This is a genomic window from Streptomyces sp. NPDC087215, from assembly GCF_044744885.1.
In the GTDB taxonomy this organism is placed as follows: Bacteria; Actinomycetota; Actinomycetes; order Streptomycetales; family Streptomycetaceae; genus Streptomyces.
This window is the reverse complement of record NZ_JBIUZD010000014.1, coordinates 139,010-158,362: the sequence shown is the minus strand read 5'-3', so window position 1 is coordinate 158,362 and position 19,353 is coordinate 139,010. Positions and strand designations below refer to the sequence as shown.

Genomic DNA, 19,353 nt, shown 5'->3' with positions numbered 1-19,353 from the left:
GACCTTAGTCGCCCGGCGCGCTCAGCACTCCGATCCGGTGAAGTGCTCCCGGACCAGGGCCCGCACGACGGTCAGGTCCTGGGCGATCAGGGCGTCGAGGAGGGCCGTGTGCTCGGCTGCGTCCGCGACGAGCATCCCGTGCCGGAGGGCGGGGGCGCTGATCAGGGGCCACTGGGAGCGGCGGTGGAGGTCGTCGGCGACGGCGAGCAACTGCTGGTTCCCGGCGAGGGAGAGGACGGCCCGGTGGAAGGCGCGGTCGGCCTCGGCGTAGTGGGCGCGGTCGCCCCGGGCGGCGGCCGTCGAGGTGGCCTCGGCCAGCGGGCGCAGCTCGGCCCAGCGGGCGGCGGGGACCGTGCGGGCCAGCCGCAGCATGACGGGGACCTCGATGAGCGCCCGGATCTCGGCCAGTTCGGCGAGTTCGCGGGGGGTGCGCTCGGTGACCCGGAAGCCCCGGTTAGGCACCACCTCGACGGCTCCCTCGACGGCGAGGCGCTGCATGGCCTCCCGGACGGGGGTGGCGGAGACGCCGAAGCGCTCACCGAGGGCGGGGGCGGAGTACACCTCGCCGGGCACGAGCTCGCCGTCGACGAGCGCGGTCCGCAGCGCGTCGAGGATCTGCACCCGCACGGAGTGCCGCACGACGCGCACGGGGCCGGGGGGCGGGTCCTGGACGGTGTCCTCGTCCGGGAACACGTCCCTCTTCACGCGCGCGCGTGAAGAGGGCCCGGGAACGGCCGAAGGCCCGCAGCGGGTGTGCTCACCCCGCACGGCCCCGGCGGAGACGGGACCCGGGGACGGAGCGGAAGCGGCCCCGGGAACGGCGGAGCCGGAGCCCGGGAGCGGGGCCGTGACGGGCGCGGGCCCGGGAACGGACCCGGAGGAGGAAGGGGACCCGGAGGAGGAAGGGGACCCGGAGGAGGAAGGGGCGGCGGACCGAGCGCCGGGAACGGGAACGGCGGAGCCGGAGCCCGGAGCCGTGGTGCCGCCGGGTGCGGCCCCGGGGACGGGAACGGGGCCGGTGGATGCGGCGGCCCGCGTCGTGGCGTCGGCGGGCCCGGAAGCGGGGCCCGGGGCGGCGGCCCGCGACACGGGGGCGGCGGGGCCGGGAACCGTGGCGATGACGGGCGCGGGAACAGGTCCGGGCGCCGGGGCCGTCCGGCCGCCGGTGTCGGGCGCCGTACGGTGTCGCGTCTCCTCTCGGGCCCGTTCCGTCACTCTTCCGGGGGCTGGTCCGGTCGGCTGCCGCGCCGCCGCACTCCGGGCCTGCTCCGGTACGCGCGCGGGGTCGCCGAAGGGCGGAGACGGTCGTTCCGTCGCCCGCTCGCGCGCTGCGCCCTGCTCCACCCGGGTCCTCCTGCGGCCTCGTGCCGGTCCCGGCTCGCGTCGCCCGGGTCCTCTGTGCACCATAGGCGAACGGACCACCGCCAGGGGTGCGCGGGCTGCGCCGCTGGTGGGAGAGGTACGGCGGTAGTGAGACGTCACCCCGGATCGGGTAAGGTAAGGCTTACCTGCCAACGCTCGCGATTCGGTGGTCCGCCCATGACCGTCCCCGCCCTGTTGCCCACCCTCCCGGTCTCGCCCGTCGCGACCGCCTACGCCCGGCTCGCCGAGGTCTTCCCCAGCCTCCGGACGATGGAAACAGCCCCCGGCGAACAGTTGCCGCGCGGAGCGGGCTGGGTCGGCGCGGACGAACTCGCGGCCGGCGGCCCCGCCCTCGACGCCTTCCTCGCCTGGGACGACGCACAGGTGCTGCGCGACTACGGCACCCGCGCCCGCCCCGACGTCGTCGCGAGCTTCGGACTGCACCGGTACGCCTGGCCCGCCTGCCTGCTCGTGACGGTGCCCTGGTTCCTGGACCGCAGGGTCCCCCGGCTGCCCGCCCGCAACGTGTCCTTCCAGCGCACCCTCGGCCATCTGGCGGTACGGATCGAGGAGTTCGCCTGCCTGCCGGGCGACCCCGCGGCGGCGCTGCCCGGCGCGCGGGTCGTCGCCGACGAGGACGCGCTGCGGGCCGAGGTCCGCGCCTCCCTCGCCGAGCACTTCGAAGCGGTCCTCGACGGTTTCGGCCCCCGGCTGCGCCGGGGCCGCCGGGCCCAGTGGGGCATGGCGACGGACGAGATCGTCGAAGGCCTCTGGTACATCGGCGCCCTCCTCGGGGAGGAGCGGCGGGCGATGGCCGAGCTGGACCTGCTGATGCCGGGCGCCACGAAGCCGCACAAGCCGTACGCGGGCGCGGCGGGCTTCCGCGAACTGCCCGGTTCCGAGGGGCCCGACGGGCTGCCGCGCGCCACGCGCTCCCGGGCGGCGTGCTGCTTCTTCTACACCCTGCGCCCCGAGGACACCTGCCTCACCTGTCCGCGCACCTGTGATGCCGAGCGGGTCCGCCGACTGGCCGCGACGGGCTGAGCCTCCCGGGCGATTACGCCACCCGGGAGGGTGACGTAAATCGAACTCAACTCGCTCCCCTTGAGCGGGCGTTCGATCAGATCACACCTATTCGTATGTCCTGCGCCCCCGATGGCGTGCTCTTGCCCGGAAAACGCCTGAGCGCCGCACGGGGTCGGCCAGTATGGGCCGCCAAGACGCCCCACTGCGATGCAAGGGACACCGCATGAGACTGACCGACATATCGCTGGACTGGCTGCTTCCGGGCGGCGTGATGGTGGCCGGGGTCCTGACGGCGGTGGCGGTCCTCGCGCGCGGGAAGCGCGCCGGTGACCAAAGCTCGACCGACGACTCCTGGGAACGCAACGAGGAGCGCCGCAGACGCAAGGAGGCGGTGTACGGCACCGCCGCGTACGTCCTCCTCTTCTGCTGCGCCGCGGTCGCCGCGGCACTCTCCTTCCACGGACTCGTCGGTTTCGGCCGGCAGAACCTCAACCTCTCCGGGGGCTGGGAGTACCTCGTCCCGTTCGGCCTCGACGGCGCGGCCATGTTCTGCTCGGTACTCGCGGTCCGCGAGGCCAGTCACGGCGACGCGGCCCTCGGTTCGCGCCTGCTCGTCTGGCTCTTCGCGGGCGCGGCGGCCTGGTTCAACTGGGTGCACGCACCGCGCGGTCTGGGGCACGACGGGGCACCGCAGTTCTTCGCGGGCATGTCCCTCTCGGCGGCGGTCCTCTTCGACCGGGCCCTGAAGCAGACCCGCAGGGCGGCGCTGCGCGAGCAGGGCCTGGTGCCCCGCCCGCTGCCGCAGATCCGGATCGTGCGGTGGCTGCGGGCGCCGAGGGAGACCTTCGCGGCCTGGTCGCTCATGCTCCTCGAAGGGGTGCGGACCCTGGACGAGGCCGTGGACGAGGTGCGCGAGGACCGGCGGGAGAAGGAGCAGAACCGGCTCCGGCGGCGCGACCAGGTCAAGCTCGACCGGGCACGGCTCAAGGCGATCAACCGCCAGCACCGTGCCTTCGGGCTCGGCAGGGGCGGCGGCCGTCAGGTCGAGGTGGCGGCGCTGGCCGCCCCGGCGGGGGCCCCCGGCCCCGGCTCGGGCAGCGGCGGTACGGGTTCCGGTTCCGGTTCCGCGACGGCCGTCCAGGCCGCCGTCGCGGAACCGGCCATAGCGGACGGACAACTGCCCCTTCGCCCCCGGCCCTCCCTCCAAGCCGTCGGGGGAACTGACTCCCGGACGGTGGACCTCACGGCGGAGGACGACACCCAGGCGCTGCCCCGTCTCGATTCCCTGGAGCGCAAGCTCAAGGATCTGGAGCAGCAGTTCGGCTGAGCACCGGACCGTCCACGCCGAACCGGCGGGGCCGCCCCTTCAGGCGGCCCCGCCGTTCAGTTCGAACCACACCACCTTCCCCACCGTCTGTTCCTCGACTCCCCAGGAGTCGGCCAGGGCGTCCACGAGGACCAGCCCCCTGCCGTGCGTACCGTCGTCGGCGGGCGGTGCGAGCGGTGGGGCGAGTCCCGGGACGAAGTCGCGCACCTCGACCCTGAGGTGACCGGGGACGACCGTCGCGGTCACGACGGCACCCCGCCCGGTGTGGATCAGGGCGTTGGTCACCAGTTCGCTGGTCAGCAGTTCCGCGACGTCGGAGGCGCCCGGACCGCCCCATCTCCGCAGCAGTCCGCGCAGGGCATGTCGTACCTCCGGCACTGCGGTGAGATCCGTTCCTCCCACCTTTCTGAGCAGTTGAGTCGGCTGTCGCGCCTCCCCGGCCATAACCCCCACCCACATATCGTGTCGAACAGGCTCAGGGGGATGAATGCCCCGACGAACCGTCCGCATTCCCTCAGGGCCGGGGCACGTTGCGCAGGTTGGACCGGGCCATCTGGAGCATCCGGCCCACTCCCCCGTCCAGGACGATCTTGCTGGCGGAGAGGGCGAATCCCGTCACCATGTCGGCGCTGATCTTGGGCGGGATGGAGAGCGCGTTGGGGTCGGTGACGACGTCGACCAGGGCCGGACCCTTGTGCCGGAAGGCGTCCTTGAGGGCTCCGGCCAGCTGTTTCGGCTTCTCGACGCGGACGCCGTGGGCCCCGGCGGCCCGTGCGACGGCGGCGAAGTCCGGGTTCTTGTTGGTCGTTCCGTACGAGGGGAGTCCGGCCACCAGCATCTCCAGCTCCACCATCCCGAGCGAGGAGTTGTTGAACACGATCACCTTCACCGGCAGGTCGTACTGCACGAGGGTGAGGAAGTCGCCCATCAGCATGGAGAACCCGCCGTCGCCGGAGAGCGACACGACCTGCCGGTTCCGGTCGGTGAACTGCGCGCCGATGGCCTGCGGCATCGCGTTGGCCATCGAGCCGTGGCTGAACGAGCCGATGATCCTGCGCCGCCCGTTGGGGCTGAGGTAGCGCGCCGCCCAGACGTTGCACATCCCGGTGTCCACGGTGAACACAGCGTCGTCGTCGGCGAGTTCGTCGATCACCGAGGCCACGTACTCGGGGTGGATCGGGATGTGCTTCTCGACCTTGCGGGTGTACGCCCTGACGACCCCTTCGAGCGCGTCGGCGTGCTTCTTGAGCATCTTGTCGAGGAAACGCCGGTCGTTCTTGGCCCGGACGCGGGGGGTCGTACAGCGGAGGGTCTCGCGGACGTCCCCCCAGACGGCGAGGTCGAGCCGGGAGCGGCGGCCGAGGCGCTCGGGCCGCACGTCCACCTGCACGATCTTCACGTCGTCGGGCAGGAAGGCGTTGTACGGGAAGTCGGTGCCGAGCAGGATCAGCAGATCGCACTCATGGGTGGCCTCGTAGGCGGCGCCGTACCCGAGGAGACCGCTCATCCCCACGTCGTACGGATTGTCGTACTGGATCCATTCCTTGCCGCGCAGGGCGTGGCCGACCGGGGACTTGATCCGTTCGGCGAACCGCATGACCTCGGCGTGCGCCCCGGCCGTACCGCTGCCGCAGAAGAGCGTCACCCGGTCGGCCTCGTCGATCATCCGCACCAGGGCGTCGATCTCGGCGTCCCCGGGGCGCACGGTGGGCCGGGAGGTGACGAGCGCGGTCCCCGGCGTCCGTTCCGGGGCGGGCCGGGAGGCGATGTCGCCGGGGAGCGACACCACGCTCACACCGCCCTGTCCGACGGCGTGCTGGATCGCGGTGTGGAGCAGCCGGGGCATCTGTTCGGGGTTGGAGATGAGTTCGCTGTAGTGGCTGCACTCGCGGAACAGCTGGTCGGGGTGGGTCTCCTGGAAGTAGCCCAGGCCGATCTCGCTGGACGGGATCTGCGAGGCGAGGGCCAGCACCGGGGCCATGGAGCGGTGGGCGTCGTACAGCCCGTTGATGAGGTGCAGGTTCCCCGGGCCGCAGGAGCCCGCGCAGGCGGCGAGGCCGCCGGTGATCTGGGCCTCGGCGCCCGCGGCGAAGGCGGCGACCTCCTCGTGGCGCACCTGGATCCAGTCGATGTCCCGGGTCCGGCGGATCGCGTCGACGACCGGGTTGAGGCTGTCACCGACCACGCCGTACAGGCGCCGTACGCCCGCGCGCACGAGGATGTCGACGAACTGTTCCGCCACGTTCTGTCTGGCCATGGCTCCATCAACACACGGTCCGGCCCGTTACGCCTCCCAGACGCCCACCCCCGTACGGTCGTCGGCGTAGCCGGTCACCCTCAGCTGGGTGTCGGCGAGGAAGGCGGCCAGTCCCGGCGGCTCGGGGTCGGCCCAGCGGTCCGCCAGCTCCCTGGCCAGGGCGGGTTCGCCCCGGATCGGCTCGGCGAGGCCGGACGAGGCCAGGAGCAGGGTGTCGCCGGGCCGGGCGACGGAGGCGCGGAAGCGGAACGGCTCGGCGGGCGGCGGTACGGGTTCCTCGACGAGGGGCCCGGGGGCGGTGGTGATGCCGAGGTCCATGGTGAACCGGTCGCCCTCCTCGCCGGTCTCGGGGGTGGCACCCGTGGGGGTCTCCGTGGCGGGGCGCGGGGGCGAGCCGAAGCCGACGACGGGGGCGCCGGTGACGGCCGCCGGTTTCGGCAGGAGCGGTTCGATGTCCTGCCAGACGCCGTCCCTGAGCCGGAACAGACCGCCGCTCCCGATGCCGAAGAAGACCCGGGTGCGGCAGGTGGGGTCGGCGGGGACGAGCAGACAGCGGAGGGTCGCGGTGTACTCGTCGGGGGCGAGGCCGCGCTCGGCCGCCCGGCTCCTGAGCTTGCCGTAGGTCCGGTCGGTGAGCCGGTGCAGTCCCGACTTGAGCTCGCCGCGGCGGCCCGACCTGATGTCCGCGGAGAGCCGGGCGTGGCTGCGGCAGACGGCCTCGGCGATCCACCGGCAGGCGTCCGCCGCGGCGAGGTGGGCGTCCTCGGCGGCGCGGGAGCCCGCGGCGACCGCGACGAGGACGAGCGCGGTCTCGTCGTGGCCGAAGCGGGCGGTGAGCAGGGCGTCGCGGCGGGGTTCGCCCCGGTAGCGCGCGGAGTCCCCGCGCACGGAGGCCGCCCGCAGGGTGCTGGTGCCGTAGCGGGCGCCGTCGAGGACGGTGTCGGCGACGAGTTCGCCCAGTTCCCCGGGGCGCGCGACGGGCAGCGCGGTCGGCTCGGCCTCGTAGGTGGGAGGTCGGCCGCCGACGAATCCGGTACGGGGCCGGGGCACCGCCACCTGGACGGTGAGGTCGGGCTCGGCGCCGGGCGGCTCTCCGCCGGGGGCCGGGAGGTGGATCTGGACGGTGGGCGCCTCGACGGGCGGGGGCGGCGGAGGCCCGGGGAACGTCCTGGGCCCGGTCCTGGGCGCCTCCCAGGGCGCGGGCGCGGCGGGGAGTGGCGGCGTCGCCGGGGCGGGTGGCGGCGGGTGCGCCTCCCGGAGGGGCGGTGGCGCGGGGGGCTCGGCTCGCGGGTCCCTCGGTTCGGGGGGCGCGACGGGTTCCGGCGGTGTGCGGTGCGGTACGGCGCCGGGTGCCGCCCCGGGGTCCGGGGCCGGGGCCGTGCCCTGGGCGGCGGCCGGTCCGGGAGCCGCGCCGTGGGCGGTGACCGGGATGGCGCTCGGGGTGGTGCTCGGGGTCGTGCTCGGGTCGGGGGTCGTCTCTCGGACGGTGTCCGCGGCGGTGTTCAGGCCGGGCCCCGTGCTCCGGCCGGGGGCCGGATCCTGAGCGGTCTCCGGAGCCGCGCTCCGGGCGGGAGCCGTCTCCCGGTCCGCGTCCGGGTCCGTTCTCCGGTCCGTGCTCTGGTCCGGGACCTGGCCCGGACCGGCGATGGGTGGGGCCGCCGGGGTCCCCGGGGTGGTCGGGGTCCCCTGGGTGGTCGGGGTCCCCGGGATGGTCGGGGCGGCGCGGGGTGTCGTGGCGAAGTGGTCGTCGAGCGTGTCACCCGGGACCGTCGGGGCCGTGACCGGCGCCGACTCGTCGTAGAGCTCGTCCCACCAGCTGTCCCCGTGCTGAGTCATGCCCTTATTGTCCACAGCTCGCGGCGCCCGGGGACGGGACACCGGAAAAACCGTTGCCGCGAATGGGTGATCCGCCGGGCGACCCCACCCCCCACGGGAAGGACGCCCGGCGGACCGGCGTGATCAGCGCACGTCGTAGGCGCGGACCACGGTCTGGGTGACGGAGTTGCCGTGGGCGTCCGCCAGTTCGGTCCTCAGGGTGACCGGCTTTCCGGACGCGCCCGCGTGGTTCACGGTCGCGTTCCAGCGCCCGCCCTGCCGGGAGACCCGCGCTTCGGTCCAGGTCCCGCCTCCGTCGTAGGAGTACGAGAGCGTGGCCGAGGTGAGCGCCGCGGGGGTGTAGCCCGCGTGACCCGTCACGGTGAGGCCGATGTGCTGGCCGTCGGTCGCGGCGAGGGTCTTGAGACCGTCCTCCGGAAGGTCGTACCGGGGGAAGAGAATCGGTATGCCCTGAGAGTAGACGCTCTCGTCGAGCTTGGAGGTGAATTTCCACGCCGAGTTGACGGATGTGGAGCGGTTCCATACCTTGCTGCCGAGCTTCATGCTGTTCAGTTCGAGCGTGTACGCGCCCGCCTCGGCGGGGACTTCGAAGGCGCCGGACGGCCAGCCGGTCCCGCCGACGACCTTCCCGTCGCGGCTGAGCCGCAGGTTGCCGATGTCGCCGAAGGAGCCGGGTTCGGCGTGGTGGGTGCCGTCTCCCCAGAGGGCGGCGGAGAATCCGATCAGATTGCCCTGCCTTTCGGCGACGAGGAGTTCCTCACCCGTGGTGTCGCGCGGGGCGGTCGGGGCGAGGACGCCGTCGTACCAGCGTTCGGTGCGCCGCTCGCCGGGCCGGTAGGCGTGCCGGGCGCCGCTCATCAGCTCGCCGAAGGGGAAGCTGCTGCCGATCGTCTCGGACCAGGCGGTGTCGCCGGTCGAGTAGTAGTCGGTACGGGTGCCGGGGGCGGCGACCGTCTCCAGGGAACCGAAGGAGACGGTGGTGCCGTCGGGCCGGTGGGCGGCGGGGAAGTACATGAAGTCGGCGGCGGTCCCGGCGGAGCCGTAGCGGGAGTCCGTACGGCCGAGGCGGTCGTCCCGGACCCGGTAGGTCTTCTCGGAGCGGATGGCGCCGTCCTCGGGGAAGGCCAGGTTGTAGGCGTACGGGCTCTTCGCGGTGGCCTGCCAGGCGAGGGTGACCGGGCCGGTCGTGAGCCTGCGCAGGAGCGCGGTCGCCTCGCCGGACGGGACGGAGAGGACGGGCAGGCCGAGGGTGGTGAACGAGCCTCCCGGGTACCAGCGTTCGGGCGTGGCGCGGTGGACGAGGACGGCGACGGCACCGGCTTCCCGGGCGGCGCGGGCGACGGCGGCGGCGTCGGTGGAGTCGTCGGGCAGCCGGACGAGGGCGACGCGGCCCCGGACCCCGGCGGCGGCCAGTTCCCCGGGGGTGCCGGTTCCGGCGTCGACGAGCCGGGCGGAGCCGGTGCCGTCGAGGTTGTCGGAGCCGGTGGACCCGGTGAGCGGGTGCAGGGTCAGGCCGTCGGCGGTGCGCAGCGAGGCGACCTGTGGGGCGGCGGTGCGCCAGTAGCTGCCGAACTCGAAGTCGCCGTCGGTGGCGGCCCCTTCGACGGAGGCGTAGTAGGAGCGGACCGTACGGGGGGCCGCGGCGGTTCCGGCGTGCAGCCAGGCACCGTCCCAGGACCGGGCGAACGCGAGGGTGGCGCCCCGGAGTTCGGAGGGCCGGTCGGTCCGCACGGACAGCCTGTGTGCCTTGCGGGCGTCGAGGACGACCGTGGTGTCCTTCTTCAGCTCCAGCTGCGGGCGGCCGAGGTAGCTGATCGAGTCGGTGAGCGTGGCGGTCCCGCCCGGGTCGGCGGTGGTGACGAAGGAGGAGAGGAAGTAGCTGCCGGGGCGCAGGCGGTAGACCTGGTCGGTGGCGCCTTCGTTGAAGCGGCGCTCGCCGCTCGCGGTGTCGGTGCCGATGACGTCGAGCGAGGAGGCGCCGGTGGCGGGCCCGCCCAGCCGGTCGATCAGCTTGACGCGGAGGGTGACGGTCTCCGGCTCGACGTGGAGCGAGAAGGGGGTGGAGACATGGACGCCCCGGGGTCCGGTGGCCAGGACGCGGCCGGTGACGTCGCCGTACTGGGCGCGGTCGAGGCGGGCGGTCGGATCGATCTCCAGGGGGACCCGGACGGTGGCTCCGGCGGGGACGGTGACGGTCCGCTTGCCGAGCCGGGCGACCGAACCGCGCACGCGGGAGCCGTCGTTGCCGGTGACGGCGGCGACGGTCAGGTTCAGGGTGACCGGAGTGCCCGAGGTGTTGGTGTAGGGGACGGAGACGGTGGTGCGGTCGCTGCGGTCCTGCGGCCAGGCGAAGGTGCCGGCCTGGACGGCGGGGGCGCCGAGGACGGTCTGGCCGATCGCCGCCCTGACGTCGAGGCGGCCGCCGCCGACCTCGCGGACGTCGCCGGGGACGGAGCTGTCGGCGGAGGCGACGAGCGCGGCCTTGATCTGCTGGGCGGTCCAGTCGGGGTGGCGCTGCTTGACGATCGCGGCGGCGCCCGCGACGTGCGGGGTGGCCATCGACGTACCGGACATGGACCGGTAGGCGTACACGCCCCGGCCGCCCGCGGCGGCGGCGGAGATGCCGACGCCGGGGGCCGCGATCTCGGGCTTGAGGGTGTGGTTCCCGATCGTCGGACCGCGGCTGGAGAAGTACGCGGTGGAGTCGTCGCGGTCGGTGGCGCCGACGGTGAGCACGCCGGGGGCGCAGCCGGGCGAGGAGACCGTGTTGAGGGCGGGGCCCGAGTTGCCCGCCGCGACGACGAACAACGTGCCCTCGCTGCGCGCGAGTTCTTCGGCGGCGAGGCTCATCGGGTCGGTGCAGTCGGTGGGTTCGGGGCTGCCGAGGCTCATCGAGACGACGTCGGCGCCCTGGGCGACGGCCCATTCCATGCCCGCGATGATCCAGGAGGCGGCGCCGGAGCCGGAGTCGTCGAGGACCTTGCCGTTGAGGAGGGCGGCGCCGGGCGCGACGCCCTTCTTCCGGCCCTCGCTCGCGGCGCCGGAGCCGCCGACGGTGGAGAGGGTGTGGGTGCCGTGGCCCTGGTGGTCGCCGGTGGTCTCCGAGTCGGTGAAGTTCTCGGAGGCGGTGAGGCGGCCCTTGAGGTCGGGGTGTTCGGCGTCGGCGCCGGTGTCGAGGACGGCGACCTTGGTGCCGGTGCCGTCGTAGCCCGCGGCCCAGGCCTCGGGGGCGTGGACCTGCCGGGTGGAGCGCTCCAGGGTGGCCCGGACCTTGCGGTCGAGCCAGAGCTTCTTGATCCCGGCGGCGGTGCGGGCCCGGGGGGCCTCGACCTCGGCCCAGAAGGTGGCGGCCCGCTTCTTCTCCGCCTTCATCGCGACGGCGTCGACGGTTCTGAGGACCTGGCCGCGCCGGGCGCCGGGCGGGGCGGCGGGGACGGAGCGGCCGAGGCCGGAGCCGTAGACCGCGATCAGGGGCAGGGTGGCGGTGGCGGCGTCGTCGTAGCCCTGGCGGACGAGTCCGGTGACGTTGAAGAGTTCCTCGTCGACGCGTCCGGCGGCGAGCGCGGCGGTGGCGGTCTCGGGGTAGACGTACAGGTCCCGGCCGGAGCGGCGGGTCTGGACGAGGGGGACGGTGCCGTCCTCGCGGGGCAGGGCCGTGGCGGCCGGGGCTCCGTCGGTGCCGTGGGTGACCAGGACGCGGTCGCCGGTGACCAGGGTCACCGTGGCGGCGCGGTCCCCCGCGCGGGCCGCGGCCTCGCCGCCGACCAGTGGTCGCTTCTCCGCCGTGCCGTCCCCGGGCTCGTTCGCCATGGACGGCGCGACCGCGGTGACGGCCAGGGCCACGGCGGTCGCCGCCCCCAGGGCCGTACGCGAGATCGGACGCATCGCTCTCCCCCATCTGATTCCGGAGAAAAGGCATAAGTCGCCCGGCTCCGGAGGCTGTTGGTGCTGCGGTGGCGCCACATTGGCAGAGGTGAGGGCGGTACAGGGATGATGGACGAGGCGGGAATACGCCGTGGCCGTTTCCCGCCAGGTCACCAACGGAACGAATGCCTCCGGTGCATGTCCCGGAAGATCCGGGGCGCCGCCGGGGGTGCGGCGAGGGACGGGGCATCCATGCTGGGAGCGATAGGACTCGACGAGCGCCAGGAGTCCGCCTACCGGGCTCTGGTGGCGCTGGGCGCGGCCGAGGTGACCGATCTCGCGCACCGGCTCGCCCTGCCCGAGCCGGACACCGAGCGGGCCCTGCGCCGACTGGAGGCCCAGGGGCTCGCCGCCCAGTCGTCGGCCCGCACCGGGCGGTGGGTGGCGGCGCCGCCCGGGGTCGCGCTCGGCGCGCTGCTGACCCAGCAGCGGCACGAGCTGGAGCGGGCCGAACTGGCGGCGAAACTCCTCGCGGAGGAGTACCGGGCGGAGGCGGCGGAGGCCGCCGTGCACGACCTGGTGGAGGTGGTGACCGGCGCGAGCGCCGTCACCCATCGTTTCCTCCAGCTCCAGCTGGGCGCGCAGGAGGAGGTCTGCGCCCTGGTGACGGGCAAGCCGATCGCCGTCACCGGGCTGGAGAACGACGCCGAGGAGCAGGCGGCCGGTCGTGGGGTGCGTTACAGGGTGGTCATCGAGCGCGAGGTGCTGACCCTGCCCTCCGGTCTCCTCGAACTGTCGGCGGCGCTCGGCCGGGAGGAGCGGATCCGGGTCACCGACCGGGTCCCGACGAAACTGGTGGTCGCGGACGCGAGCCTGGCGATGGTGCCGCTGACCGGGCGGGGCGCGGAACCCGCCGCGATCGTCGTGCACGCCAGCGGACTCCTGGAGTCCCTTCGGGGACTGTTCGAGTCGGTGTGGCGGGACGCGCTGCCGCTGCGGCTCGGGGCGGGCGCGCAGATCACCGAGGACGAGGCCCCCGGTCCGGATGTCGTGGACCTGGAGATCCTGTCTCTGCTGCTCGCCGGGATGACGGACGCGAGCGTGGCCAAACAGCTGGACCTCGGGCTGCGGACCGTACAGCGGCGGGTCAAGGGCCTGATGGAACTGACCGGGGTGACGACCCGGCTCCAGCTGGGCTGGCACGCGTACGAGAAGGGCTGGGTGGCCCGGCACTGACCGGCCCCGTACCCCGACCGACGGCCTTGACCTGCGGGAACACCGGGTCTCCTGCACCCTGGACACATGGGTGTGGCGCAGTTCCTGCTGATCGCGACGGTGATGCTGCTCGGACTGTTCGGGGTGCTGGTCCCCGGCGTGCCGGGGACGTGGCTCGTCTGGGCCGCGATGCTGTGGTGGTCCCTGCACGAGCGGACGGACCTCGCCTGGATCCTGCTGGCGTCCACGACGGGCCTGCTGCTGCTCACCCAGGTGGTCGTATGGCAGCTGCCGCCGCGCCGCTTCCGGGGCACGGGCATCACGCGCCGGACGGCGGCGTACGCCGGAGCGGGCGCGGTCCTGGGCTTCGTGCTGGTCCCGGTGGTCGGGGCGGTACCCGGCTTCGTCGGCGGGATCTACCTCTCGGAACGGCTCCGTCTCGGCGGGCACGGCCAGGCGCGGTCCTCGACCCGCGCGGTGATGCGGGCGGCGGGCACGAGCGTGCTGGTGGAACTCTTCGCGTGCCTGCTGATCGTGGGGGCGTGGGTGGGAGCGGTGGTGGCGGAGTGACGGGCCCCTTCGGACGTGAGGGGCCTTCGGAGGCCCCTCCGGGGATGAGGGGCGGGCTTCGGGGGCCGGTCCGCCCGGGGTCCGGGGTGTCCCCGTCGGGGCACCGGCTCATGTCTGAGGAGCGGCCACCGGGGTCACCGTGCCGTTCGCCCCGCAGCGGACGACCCAGGGGGCTGGGAAGGGGTCGGGTTCTCGTGGATGCGGATGTCCGACCGAGGGGGGCGGGGCGTCGCCGGGGACAGGGGCGTGGGCGGCGGTGCAGGCGAGCAGGCAGACGGCAGTGACGTCGAGGGCGCCGCCGCTGACCGCGCCGGGCACGTGGAGGTCGACGGCGTCCCGCGCGGCGGTGGCGGTGAGCCGTCCGGCCATCGGGGGCACCTGGGTGATCAGACCGTGTTCGCGTTCGGCGGGGGCGGGTCCTTCGAGGAGGAGATCGAGGGCCTGCTGCGGGCTGAGCGGACGGTCGGTGGGGCGGACCACCGCGCGCAGCTCACGAAAGACCTCGTGTCGTTCAAGCCCGATGTCGTCGCCCACCAGATCACCACCTACGACTGGGGCACCGTCACCGAACAGCGCGCCGCGTAGGGACGACTGGCCGAGACCGTGAACAAGGCCGGTGCCGACCTCCTGGATCGTGTCCGCCTGATCGTGTCCGCCCTCCGTTCAGGATCGACGACTGCTACAAGCCGCACACCGCCGCCATCAGGACGGCTCCGCGCCCGGCCGCCGGGATCGCGGACGAGCACCCGAGCACCGTCCGCTTCCTCGACGCCTCCGCCCTGTGGGGCTCCGACAGCGCGGCAAGGACGGCATCCACTCCTGCCAGCAGGGGGCGGCGGTCTTCGCCGTCTGGTTCGGCAAGGAACTCGGCGAGCGGGACGGCCTCGCTCCCGCCGCACCGGCCACATGGGCCACCGGAGCGTGGACCGGCGACAAGGTCTACGGCCCGCTCGGCTGCGCGTAACCCTCTCTCCTCCCCCGTCCGCGCGGGCGGCGCCGGTCCTGCCGCTGCCGCCCTCACCCCGAGGAGCCCCATGACCGTGCCGGCCTCCGCGTCCGCTCCCGCTCGCCCGCCCTGTTCCCCCGCCGGGCCGCGCCGCCCCCGGCACGGAGCCGGTCACCGGCACGGGCCACGTCCCGGCCCTGGAAGGGCTGCGCGGCACCTACGGGCTGCTCGACTCGGGTGAGGGGCCGACCCGTAAGGAGTGCGTCCCCTACGGGCGTGAGCCCGTCATCGGCGCGGCACGGTCGAGGTACCGCGTCGCGTAGGACCGCCAGGGGCGCCACGCGTCCGTCTCCGAGGGACCCGGCTCCGGCGCCTCCGGCTCCGGCGCCTCCGCTTCCGAACGGCCCGGTCCCGAACGGCCCGGGTTCGGGTGATCCGGGTTCGGGTGATCCGGCAGGGACACGTCCGGGTCGCCGAGCGCTCGCATCCGGATGAGGGCGGCGGCCCCGGCATCGACGCCCGGTACGGCCCGCAGGGCGCGCTCGGCCTCGTCGCGGTCGGCGCCAGGGTCGAGCCGGACGTCGCCGTCGGCGAGCGCGCGGGCCAGCGGACCCGCGACGGGGTGCCCGGTCAGCGCCCGGGACTCCGGGAACACATGGGTGAGGGTGCCGCAGGCGGTCGCCAGCGGCGTGCCGTACGCCTCGACGACCCGGGCCGACTCCGCAGCGCCGAGGACCGTCCGCAGCGCGAACTCCTCCGGTTCGGCCGTCCCCGGGGAGCGGACACCGGGTCTGGCGGCGACCTCTGCGGCCAGTCCCGGGACGGCGCCGAGGCGCTCGGCGACCGCGTACGGGTCGGCGTCCAGGTCGAAGAGGCGGCGCAGCCGGTGCACGGCGGTGGTGAGGTCCCGCAGTTCGGTCAGATGGATCCGGGCGTCCAGCCAGTTCCCGGCGGACCGTTCGTCCACGGACACCACACCGGTGCCGTACGGAAGCCGCAGGGTGCGCCGGTAGGTGCGGCGCCCGGGGGCGCCGACGACCTCCTCCACCCGGGGTACGGCCTCGGCGGCGAGCAGGTCGAAGACCTCGTCGGCGGCGTACGGCCCCCGGTGGGCCAGCCGCAGCGGCACCCCGGCGGCGAGCGCGGTCCGCGCCCCGGCCCCGCTGCCCGCCTCGGCGCGCAGGTCGGTGGGGGTGCGGGCGTACACGGTGCGGATGGTCTCGTTGAACTGGCGGACGCTGGCGAACCCGGCCGCGAACGCGATCTCGGTCACCGGGAGCCCGGTCGTCTGGAGCAGCAGCCGTGCGGTGTGCGCCCGTTGGGCGCGGGCGAGCGCCACGGGACCCGCGCCCACTTCGGCGGTGAGCTGGCGCTGCACCTGCCGGGTGCTGTAGCCGAGGCGTCCGGCGAGACCGGGCACGCCCTCGCGGTCGACGACGCCGTCGCCGATCATCCGCATGGCCCGCCCGACGACATCGGCCCGTACGTCCCAGGCGGCGGAGCCGGGCACGGCGTCAGGACGGCAGCGGCGGCAGGCCCTGAAGCCGTGGCCCTGGGCGGCGGCGGCCGTCGGGAAGAAGGCCACGTTCCGGCGCTTGGGGGTGACGGCGGGGCAGCTGGGACGGCAGTAGATCCCGGTGGTCCGTACGGCGAAGAAGAACTCGCCGTCGAAGCGTGCGTCCCTGCTGCTGACCGCCTGGTAGCGGGTGTCGTCGTCGGTCACGTCTTCCAGTGTGCGGCCGTACGTGGGGAGGGGCTCGCGGTTTTCGGACGTGACATTGACGGGAGGGAGGAGGGAAAAGGGAGAAGGGAGGAAGGGGCGGGCCGGGGACAGGGGGCGCCGCCCGGCCTCTGGCTCGCCGGAGTGAGCCGGGCCGGGGGCCTGGCCGGACCGGGCGGACCGGGCGGACCGAGCCAGACCAGACCCATGATCCGGCCCAGCGGACGCACCGCGCCGGGCAGACCCCCGGTCCGGCCGGGCCCGGCCGGACCGGACCAAGCCCATGATCCGGCCGGATCGGACCGCACCTGGAAGCCACCGACCCGGTCAGATGGGCGCCGGGCCGAAGAGGCCCACGGGGTCCGTCCGGGTGGGCCGGGACCGGAGGTCACCACCCGTCCCCCGGGCGGGCCGAGGAACGGCCGCGCCCGGCGGCCCGTACCGCGCGGGCCCTTCCCGAACCGTCCGCCACCCGCCCGCGCCCCGGCCCGGACCAGTCCCGCGGGCACGCGCGGCCCGGCCCGGCCCCCTCCCGCCCTACCGGACGTGTCCGCGCTTCAGTTCCATCGCCTGGCGGCCCTCCGCGCCCTTGCGCTTCCAGTCCTTGAGCATCTCGGTGCGCAGGCGGGCGTCGGTCTTGGCGACGAGCCGCTGGTTCTCCCGGAGGAGCTTGCGGTAGCTGTCGAACCGGCGCACGGGCAGCGAGCCGTCCTCGATCGCCGCCGCGACGGCGCAGCCCGGCTCGGACTCGTGGGCGCAGTCGTGGAAACGGCACTCACGGGCCAGCTCCTCGATCTCCGAGAAGACCTGGCCGACACCGGTCTCGGCGTCCCAGAGCCCGACGCCGCGCAGTCCGGGGGTGTCGATGAGGACTCCCCCGCCGGGCAGCACGAAGAGGTTCCGGGTGGTGGTGGTGTGACGGCCCTTGCCGTCGATGTCACGGGCCGCCTGGACGGCCATGACGTCCTGGCCGACGAGGGCGTTGGCCAGGGTGGACTTCCCGGCGCCGGAGACGCCGAGGAGCACGGTCGTCCCGCCCGCGACGACGGCGGACAGCACGTCGACCCCTTCGCCGGTGGTGGAGCTGAGGGGCAGCACCTGGACGCCGGGGGCGACCGTCTCGACGTCCTCGACGAGGTAGGAGAGCCCGGTGGGGTCGGGAACGAGGTCCGCCTTGCTGAGGACCACGATCGGCTGGGCGCCGGACTCCCAAGCCAGGGCGAGGAAGCGCTCGATGCGGCCGAGGTCGAGTTCGACGGCGAGGGAGACGGCGATGACGGCGTGGTCGACGTTGGCCGCGAGGATCTGTCCCTCGGACCGCTTGGAGGACGTGGACCGTGCGAAGGCCGTACGGCGCGGCAGGCACGCCCGTACGTACCGGGGGTCGGCGCCCTCGGGATCGACGGCGGCCCAGTCGCCGGTGCAGACGACCCGGAGCGGGTCGTGCGGGGTCACGAACGCGGTGTCGGCGCGGACGGTGCCGTCCGCGGTGGCGACATCGCACTGCCCCCGGTCGACGCGCACGACCCGCCCGGGAACGAGCCCCTGAGCGGCGTACGGGGCGAAGGACTCGGCCCAGCCGGAGTCCCAGCCGTGGGCGTCGAGCACGGCGGAGGAGGAGAGGAAGGAGGAGGAACGGTGGGAGAGCGGGAAAGACAAGGCGGACCCTTCACAGGGGCGGCCCCGGCGCTGCGTGTCTGAACGGTGAGGTCAGCCGGTGGCCACGGAGGTGGAGTGGACGAGCTTCTGCGTGAGGGCGAGGCCCTTCGTGGCGACGACAGCCATCTGTCACACCTCCTGTGTCTCTGTTTCCGCGCGCGGTTCCTCCGCGCGTCCGTACGGCGGCGCCGCACGGGATCCCGTGCGGCGAGGTCGTACGGGAACACGCTAGCCGGACCGTCCCTCCGTACGCCAAGGGTTTTCTCAGACCACCGCGAGCAGGACCATCAGTGCCGCCGTGAGGAGCAGCGTCATCGGGACGGCCAGGGTGCCGGGGGGCGGAACGCGGAGTCTCGGGGCGGGGGGTGCTCCTTCCCCGGTGCGGGCGGCCGTGGCGCGGGCGCGGGCCAGGGTGTCGGCCGGTGGTCGCTGCGGCAGTTCCACCCGCCAGGGGCGGCGCGGTTCGTGGCGGACGACGGCCGCGCGGTGGGTGCGGGCGTCCTGGAGGTCCAGCAGGTTCTCGACCTCGATCCGGTACGGGGGTCCGGTGGCCGGCAGCACCGTGAGGTCGAAGACGAGCGCGGCGCCCCGGGCGCGGACCGAATGGAGCCACGCGGGCGCGTGCGCGGCCCGTCCCGGGTCCACGGGGCCCTGGGCCACGCCCGGCCGGTGCCGCAGACGCAGCCGGGCGAGCTGGATGAGGAGGGTGTAGGTGGCGTTCAGGCCCAGCATCATGAGCCAGCGCGGGCCCTGGAGCGCCCCGTGCGCGAGGGCGGTGACGGCGACGGCACCGGGGACGGCCACGGCGAGGGTGCCGGGGCCGAGGGCGAGGCGCAGCAGGTCCCCGAGGGGGACGCGGTACGTCCCGGGCCGCGCGATCGGCTCCGTGGCCGTGGCCCGGTCGCCCTCCGAGGCCGGGTCACCGTCCGGTTCCCCGTCGCCCTCCGGTGCGAGTTCCGGGTAGAGCTCCCGGTAGCGGTCCGGGTTCGTGGGGCGCAGGCTCCGGGTGGTGCCCGCGAGGAGCAGGAGGGCGCCGAGGACCACGAGGCCGTAGGCGGCGACCACGGCGTGGTCGTCCTCGCGGCCCATGAGGAGCCCGAAGGCCGCCAGGAGCACGGCCAGTCCGGCGGCCCCTGCGGCGCCGAGGAACGGCGTGGCGAGCAGGACGGCGCCCACGGCCGACGGCGCCGCGAAGAACAGCGCGCCGCCCGCGAGCTGGTCCGTGCCGCAGCCGTCGGAGTCGCAGGTCCAGCGGACGGCCGAGCGTTCGGTGGCGTACACATGGCAGAGGAACCAGGTCTGCCAGAACAGCAGAACGGCCGCCGCGGCCCAGGGCCAGGAAGTCCGTGCGTACGCGCGCGTGTTCATGCGCCGACCGTAGTGGGTGGGCCGGACGACGGGGAGGGGCGGACCCGGTGGACGTACGACGCCCAGCGGGCAGGAGCGGACGCACGGCGCACGGCGCACAGCGGCGGACCCCGGGACGCACGGCGAGCAGGGCCGGGCTCCGTGGACGGCGTACGGCGGACAGCGCCGCGCGCGGGGCCTGGGACGGCGGCGGCGACGCCCGA

Annotated in this window: 15 protein-coding genes; 6 read left to right on the top strand and 9 right to left on the bottom strand. The window is 74.5% G+C overall.

Going from position 1 to position 19,353, the window contains the following annotated elements; all coding sequences use genetic code 11:
* Positions 1–21 precede the first annotated feature (21 nt).
* Positions 22–768, bottom strand: coding sequence for a GntR family transcriptional regulator (locus tag ACIO92_RS28245; protein ID WP_401241911.1), 747 nt, complete (start codon positions 766–768; stop codon positions 22–24).
* A 771-nt stretch (positions 769–1,539) separates the two neighbouring features.
* Here ACIO92_RS28245 and ACIO92_RS28240 point away from each other — a divergent pair.
* Entirely contained in the window at positions 1,540–2,406 is an 867-nt protein-coding gene (locus ACIO92_RS28240) for a (2Fe-2S)-binding protein (protein WP_402283653.1), read from the top strand.
* 205 nt (positions 2,407–2,611) lie between these two features.
* The gene (locus tag ACIO92_RS28235; protein ID WP_366444921.1) at positions 2,612–3,715 is read left to right on the top strand and encodes a DUF2637 domain-containing protein; all 1,104 of its coding nucleotides are present in this window, start codon (positions 2,612–2,614) and stop codon (positions 3,713–3,715) included.
* Between the two features lie 39 nt (positions 3,716–3,754).
* Here ACIO92_RS28235 and ACIO92_RS28230 read toward each other — a convergent pair whose 3' ends face one another.
* From ACIO92_RS28230 to ACIO92_RS28215, 4 genes are all read right to left on the bottom strand, one after another.
* Entirely contained in the window at positions 3,755–4,174 is a 420-nt protein-coding gene (locus ACIO92_RS28230) for an ATP-binding protein (protein ID WP_366444920.1), read from the bottom strand.
* A gap of 55 nt (positions 4,175–4,229) precedes the next feature.
* Complete coding sequence (locus ACIO92_RS28225; RefSeq protein WP_402283655.1) at positions 4,230–5,972, bottom strand: pyruvate dehydrogenase; 1,743 nt, start codon at positions 5,970–5,972, stop codon at positions 4,230–4,232.
* Positions 5,973–5,999: 27 nt separating this feature from the next.
* Complete coding sequence (locus tag ACIO92_RS28220) at positions 6,000–7,808, bottom strand: protein phosphatase 2C domain-containing protein (protein ID WP_402283657.1); 1,809 nt, start codon at positions 7,806–7,808, stop codon at positions 6,000–6,002.
* A 123-nt stretch (positions 7,809–7,931) separates the two neighbouring features.
* Positions 7,932–11,693 (bottom strand): S8 family peptidase, encoded by a 3,762-nt coding sequence (locus ACIO92_RS28215; protein WP_402283659.1) that lies wholly within the window; start codon positions 11,691–11,693, stop codon positions 7,932–7,934.
* A 231-nt stretch (positions 11,694–11,924) separates the two neighbouring features.
* Here ACIO92_RS28215 and ACIO92_RS28210 point away from each other — a divergent pair, with 231 nt between their 5' ends.
* Both ACIO92_RS28210 and ACIO92_RS28205 read left to right on the top strand, forming a co-directional pair.
* Positions 11,925–12,908: a helix-turn-helix domain-containing protein gene (locus ACIO92_RS28210; RefSeq protein WP_366444916.1), complete on the top strand. Its 984-nt coding sequence runs from the start codon at positions 11,925–11,927 to the stop codon at positions 12,906–12,908.
* A 66-nt stretch (positions 12,909–12,974) separates the two neighbouring features.
* Entirely contained in the window at positions 12,975–13,457 is a 483-nt protein-coding gene (locus ACIO92_RS28205) for a DUF456 domain-containing protein (RefSeq protein ID WP_366444915.1), read from the top strand.
* A gap of 108 nt (positions 13,458–13,565) precedes the next feature.
* Here the strand turns inward: ACIO92_RS28205 and ACIO92_RS28200 are convergent, their stop codons facing one another.
* Entirely contained in the window at positions 13,566–13,826 is a 261-nt protein-coding gene (locus ACIO92_RS28200; RefSeq protein WP_401241927.1) for a hypothetical protein, read from the bottom strand.
* A 24-nt stretch (positions 13,827–13,850) separates the two neighbouring features.
* On the opposite strand from ACIO92_RS28200, the gene ACIO92_RS28195 reads away from it, so the two are divergent.
* Both ACIO92_RS28195 and ACIO92_RS28190 read left to right on the top strand, forming a co-directional pair.
* Positions 13,851–14,042: a hypothetical protein gene (locus tag ACIO92_RS28195; RefSeq protein WP_402283661.1), complete on the top strand. Its 192-nt coding sequence runs from the start codon at positions 13,851–13,853 to the stop codon at positions 14,040–14,042.
* 196 nt (positions 14,043–14,238) lie between these two features.
* Complete coding sequence (locus ACIO92_RS28190) at positions 14,239–14,421, top strand: hypothetical protein (protein WP_402283663.1); 183 nt, start codon at positions 14,239–14,241, stop codon at positions 14,419–14,421.
* Positions 14,422–14,671: 250 nt separating this feature from the next.
* On the opposite strand, the gene ACIO92_RS28185 is transcribed toward ACIO92_RS28190, so the two are convergent.
* The 3 genes from ACIO92_RS28185 to ACIO92_RS28175 form a co-directional block, all read right to left on the bottom strand.
* The gene (locus ACIO92_RS28185) at positions 14,672–16,126 is read right to left on the bottom strand and encodes a DNA-3-methyladenine glycosylase 2 family protein (protein WP_402283665.1); all 1,455 of its coding nucleotides are present in this window, start codon (positions 16,124–16,126) and stop codon (positions 14,672–14,674) included.
* 534 nt (positions 16,127–16,660) lie between these two features.
* The gene (gene rsgA / locus ACIO92_RS28180; protein WP_402283667.1) at positions 16,661–17,782 is read right to left on the bottom strand and encodes a ribosome small subunit-dependent GTPase A; all 1,122 of its coding nucleotides are present in this window, start codon (positions 17,780–17,782) and stop codon (positions 16,661–16,663) included.
* A gap of 264 nt (positions 17,783–18,046) precedes the next feature.
* Positions 18,047–19,150 (bottom strand): hypothetical protein, encoded by a 1,104-nt coding sequence (locus ACIO92_RS28175; protein WP_402059430.1) that lies wholly within the window; start codon positions 19,148–19,150, stop codon positions 18,047–18,049.
* Positions 19,151–19,353 lie beyond the last annotated feature (203 nt).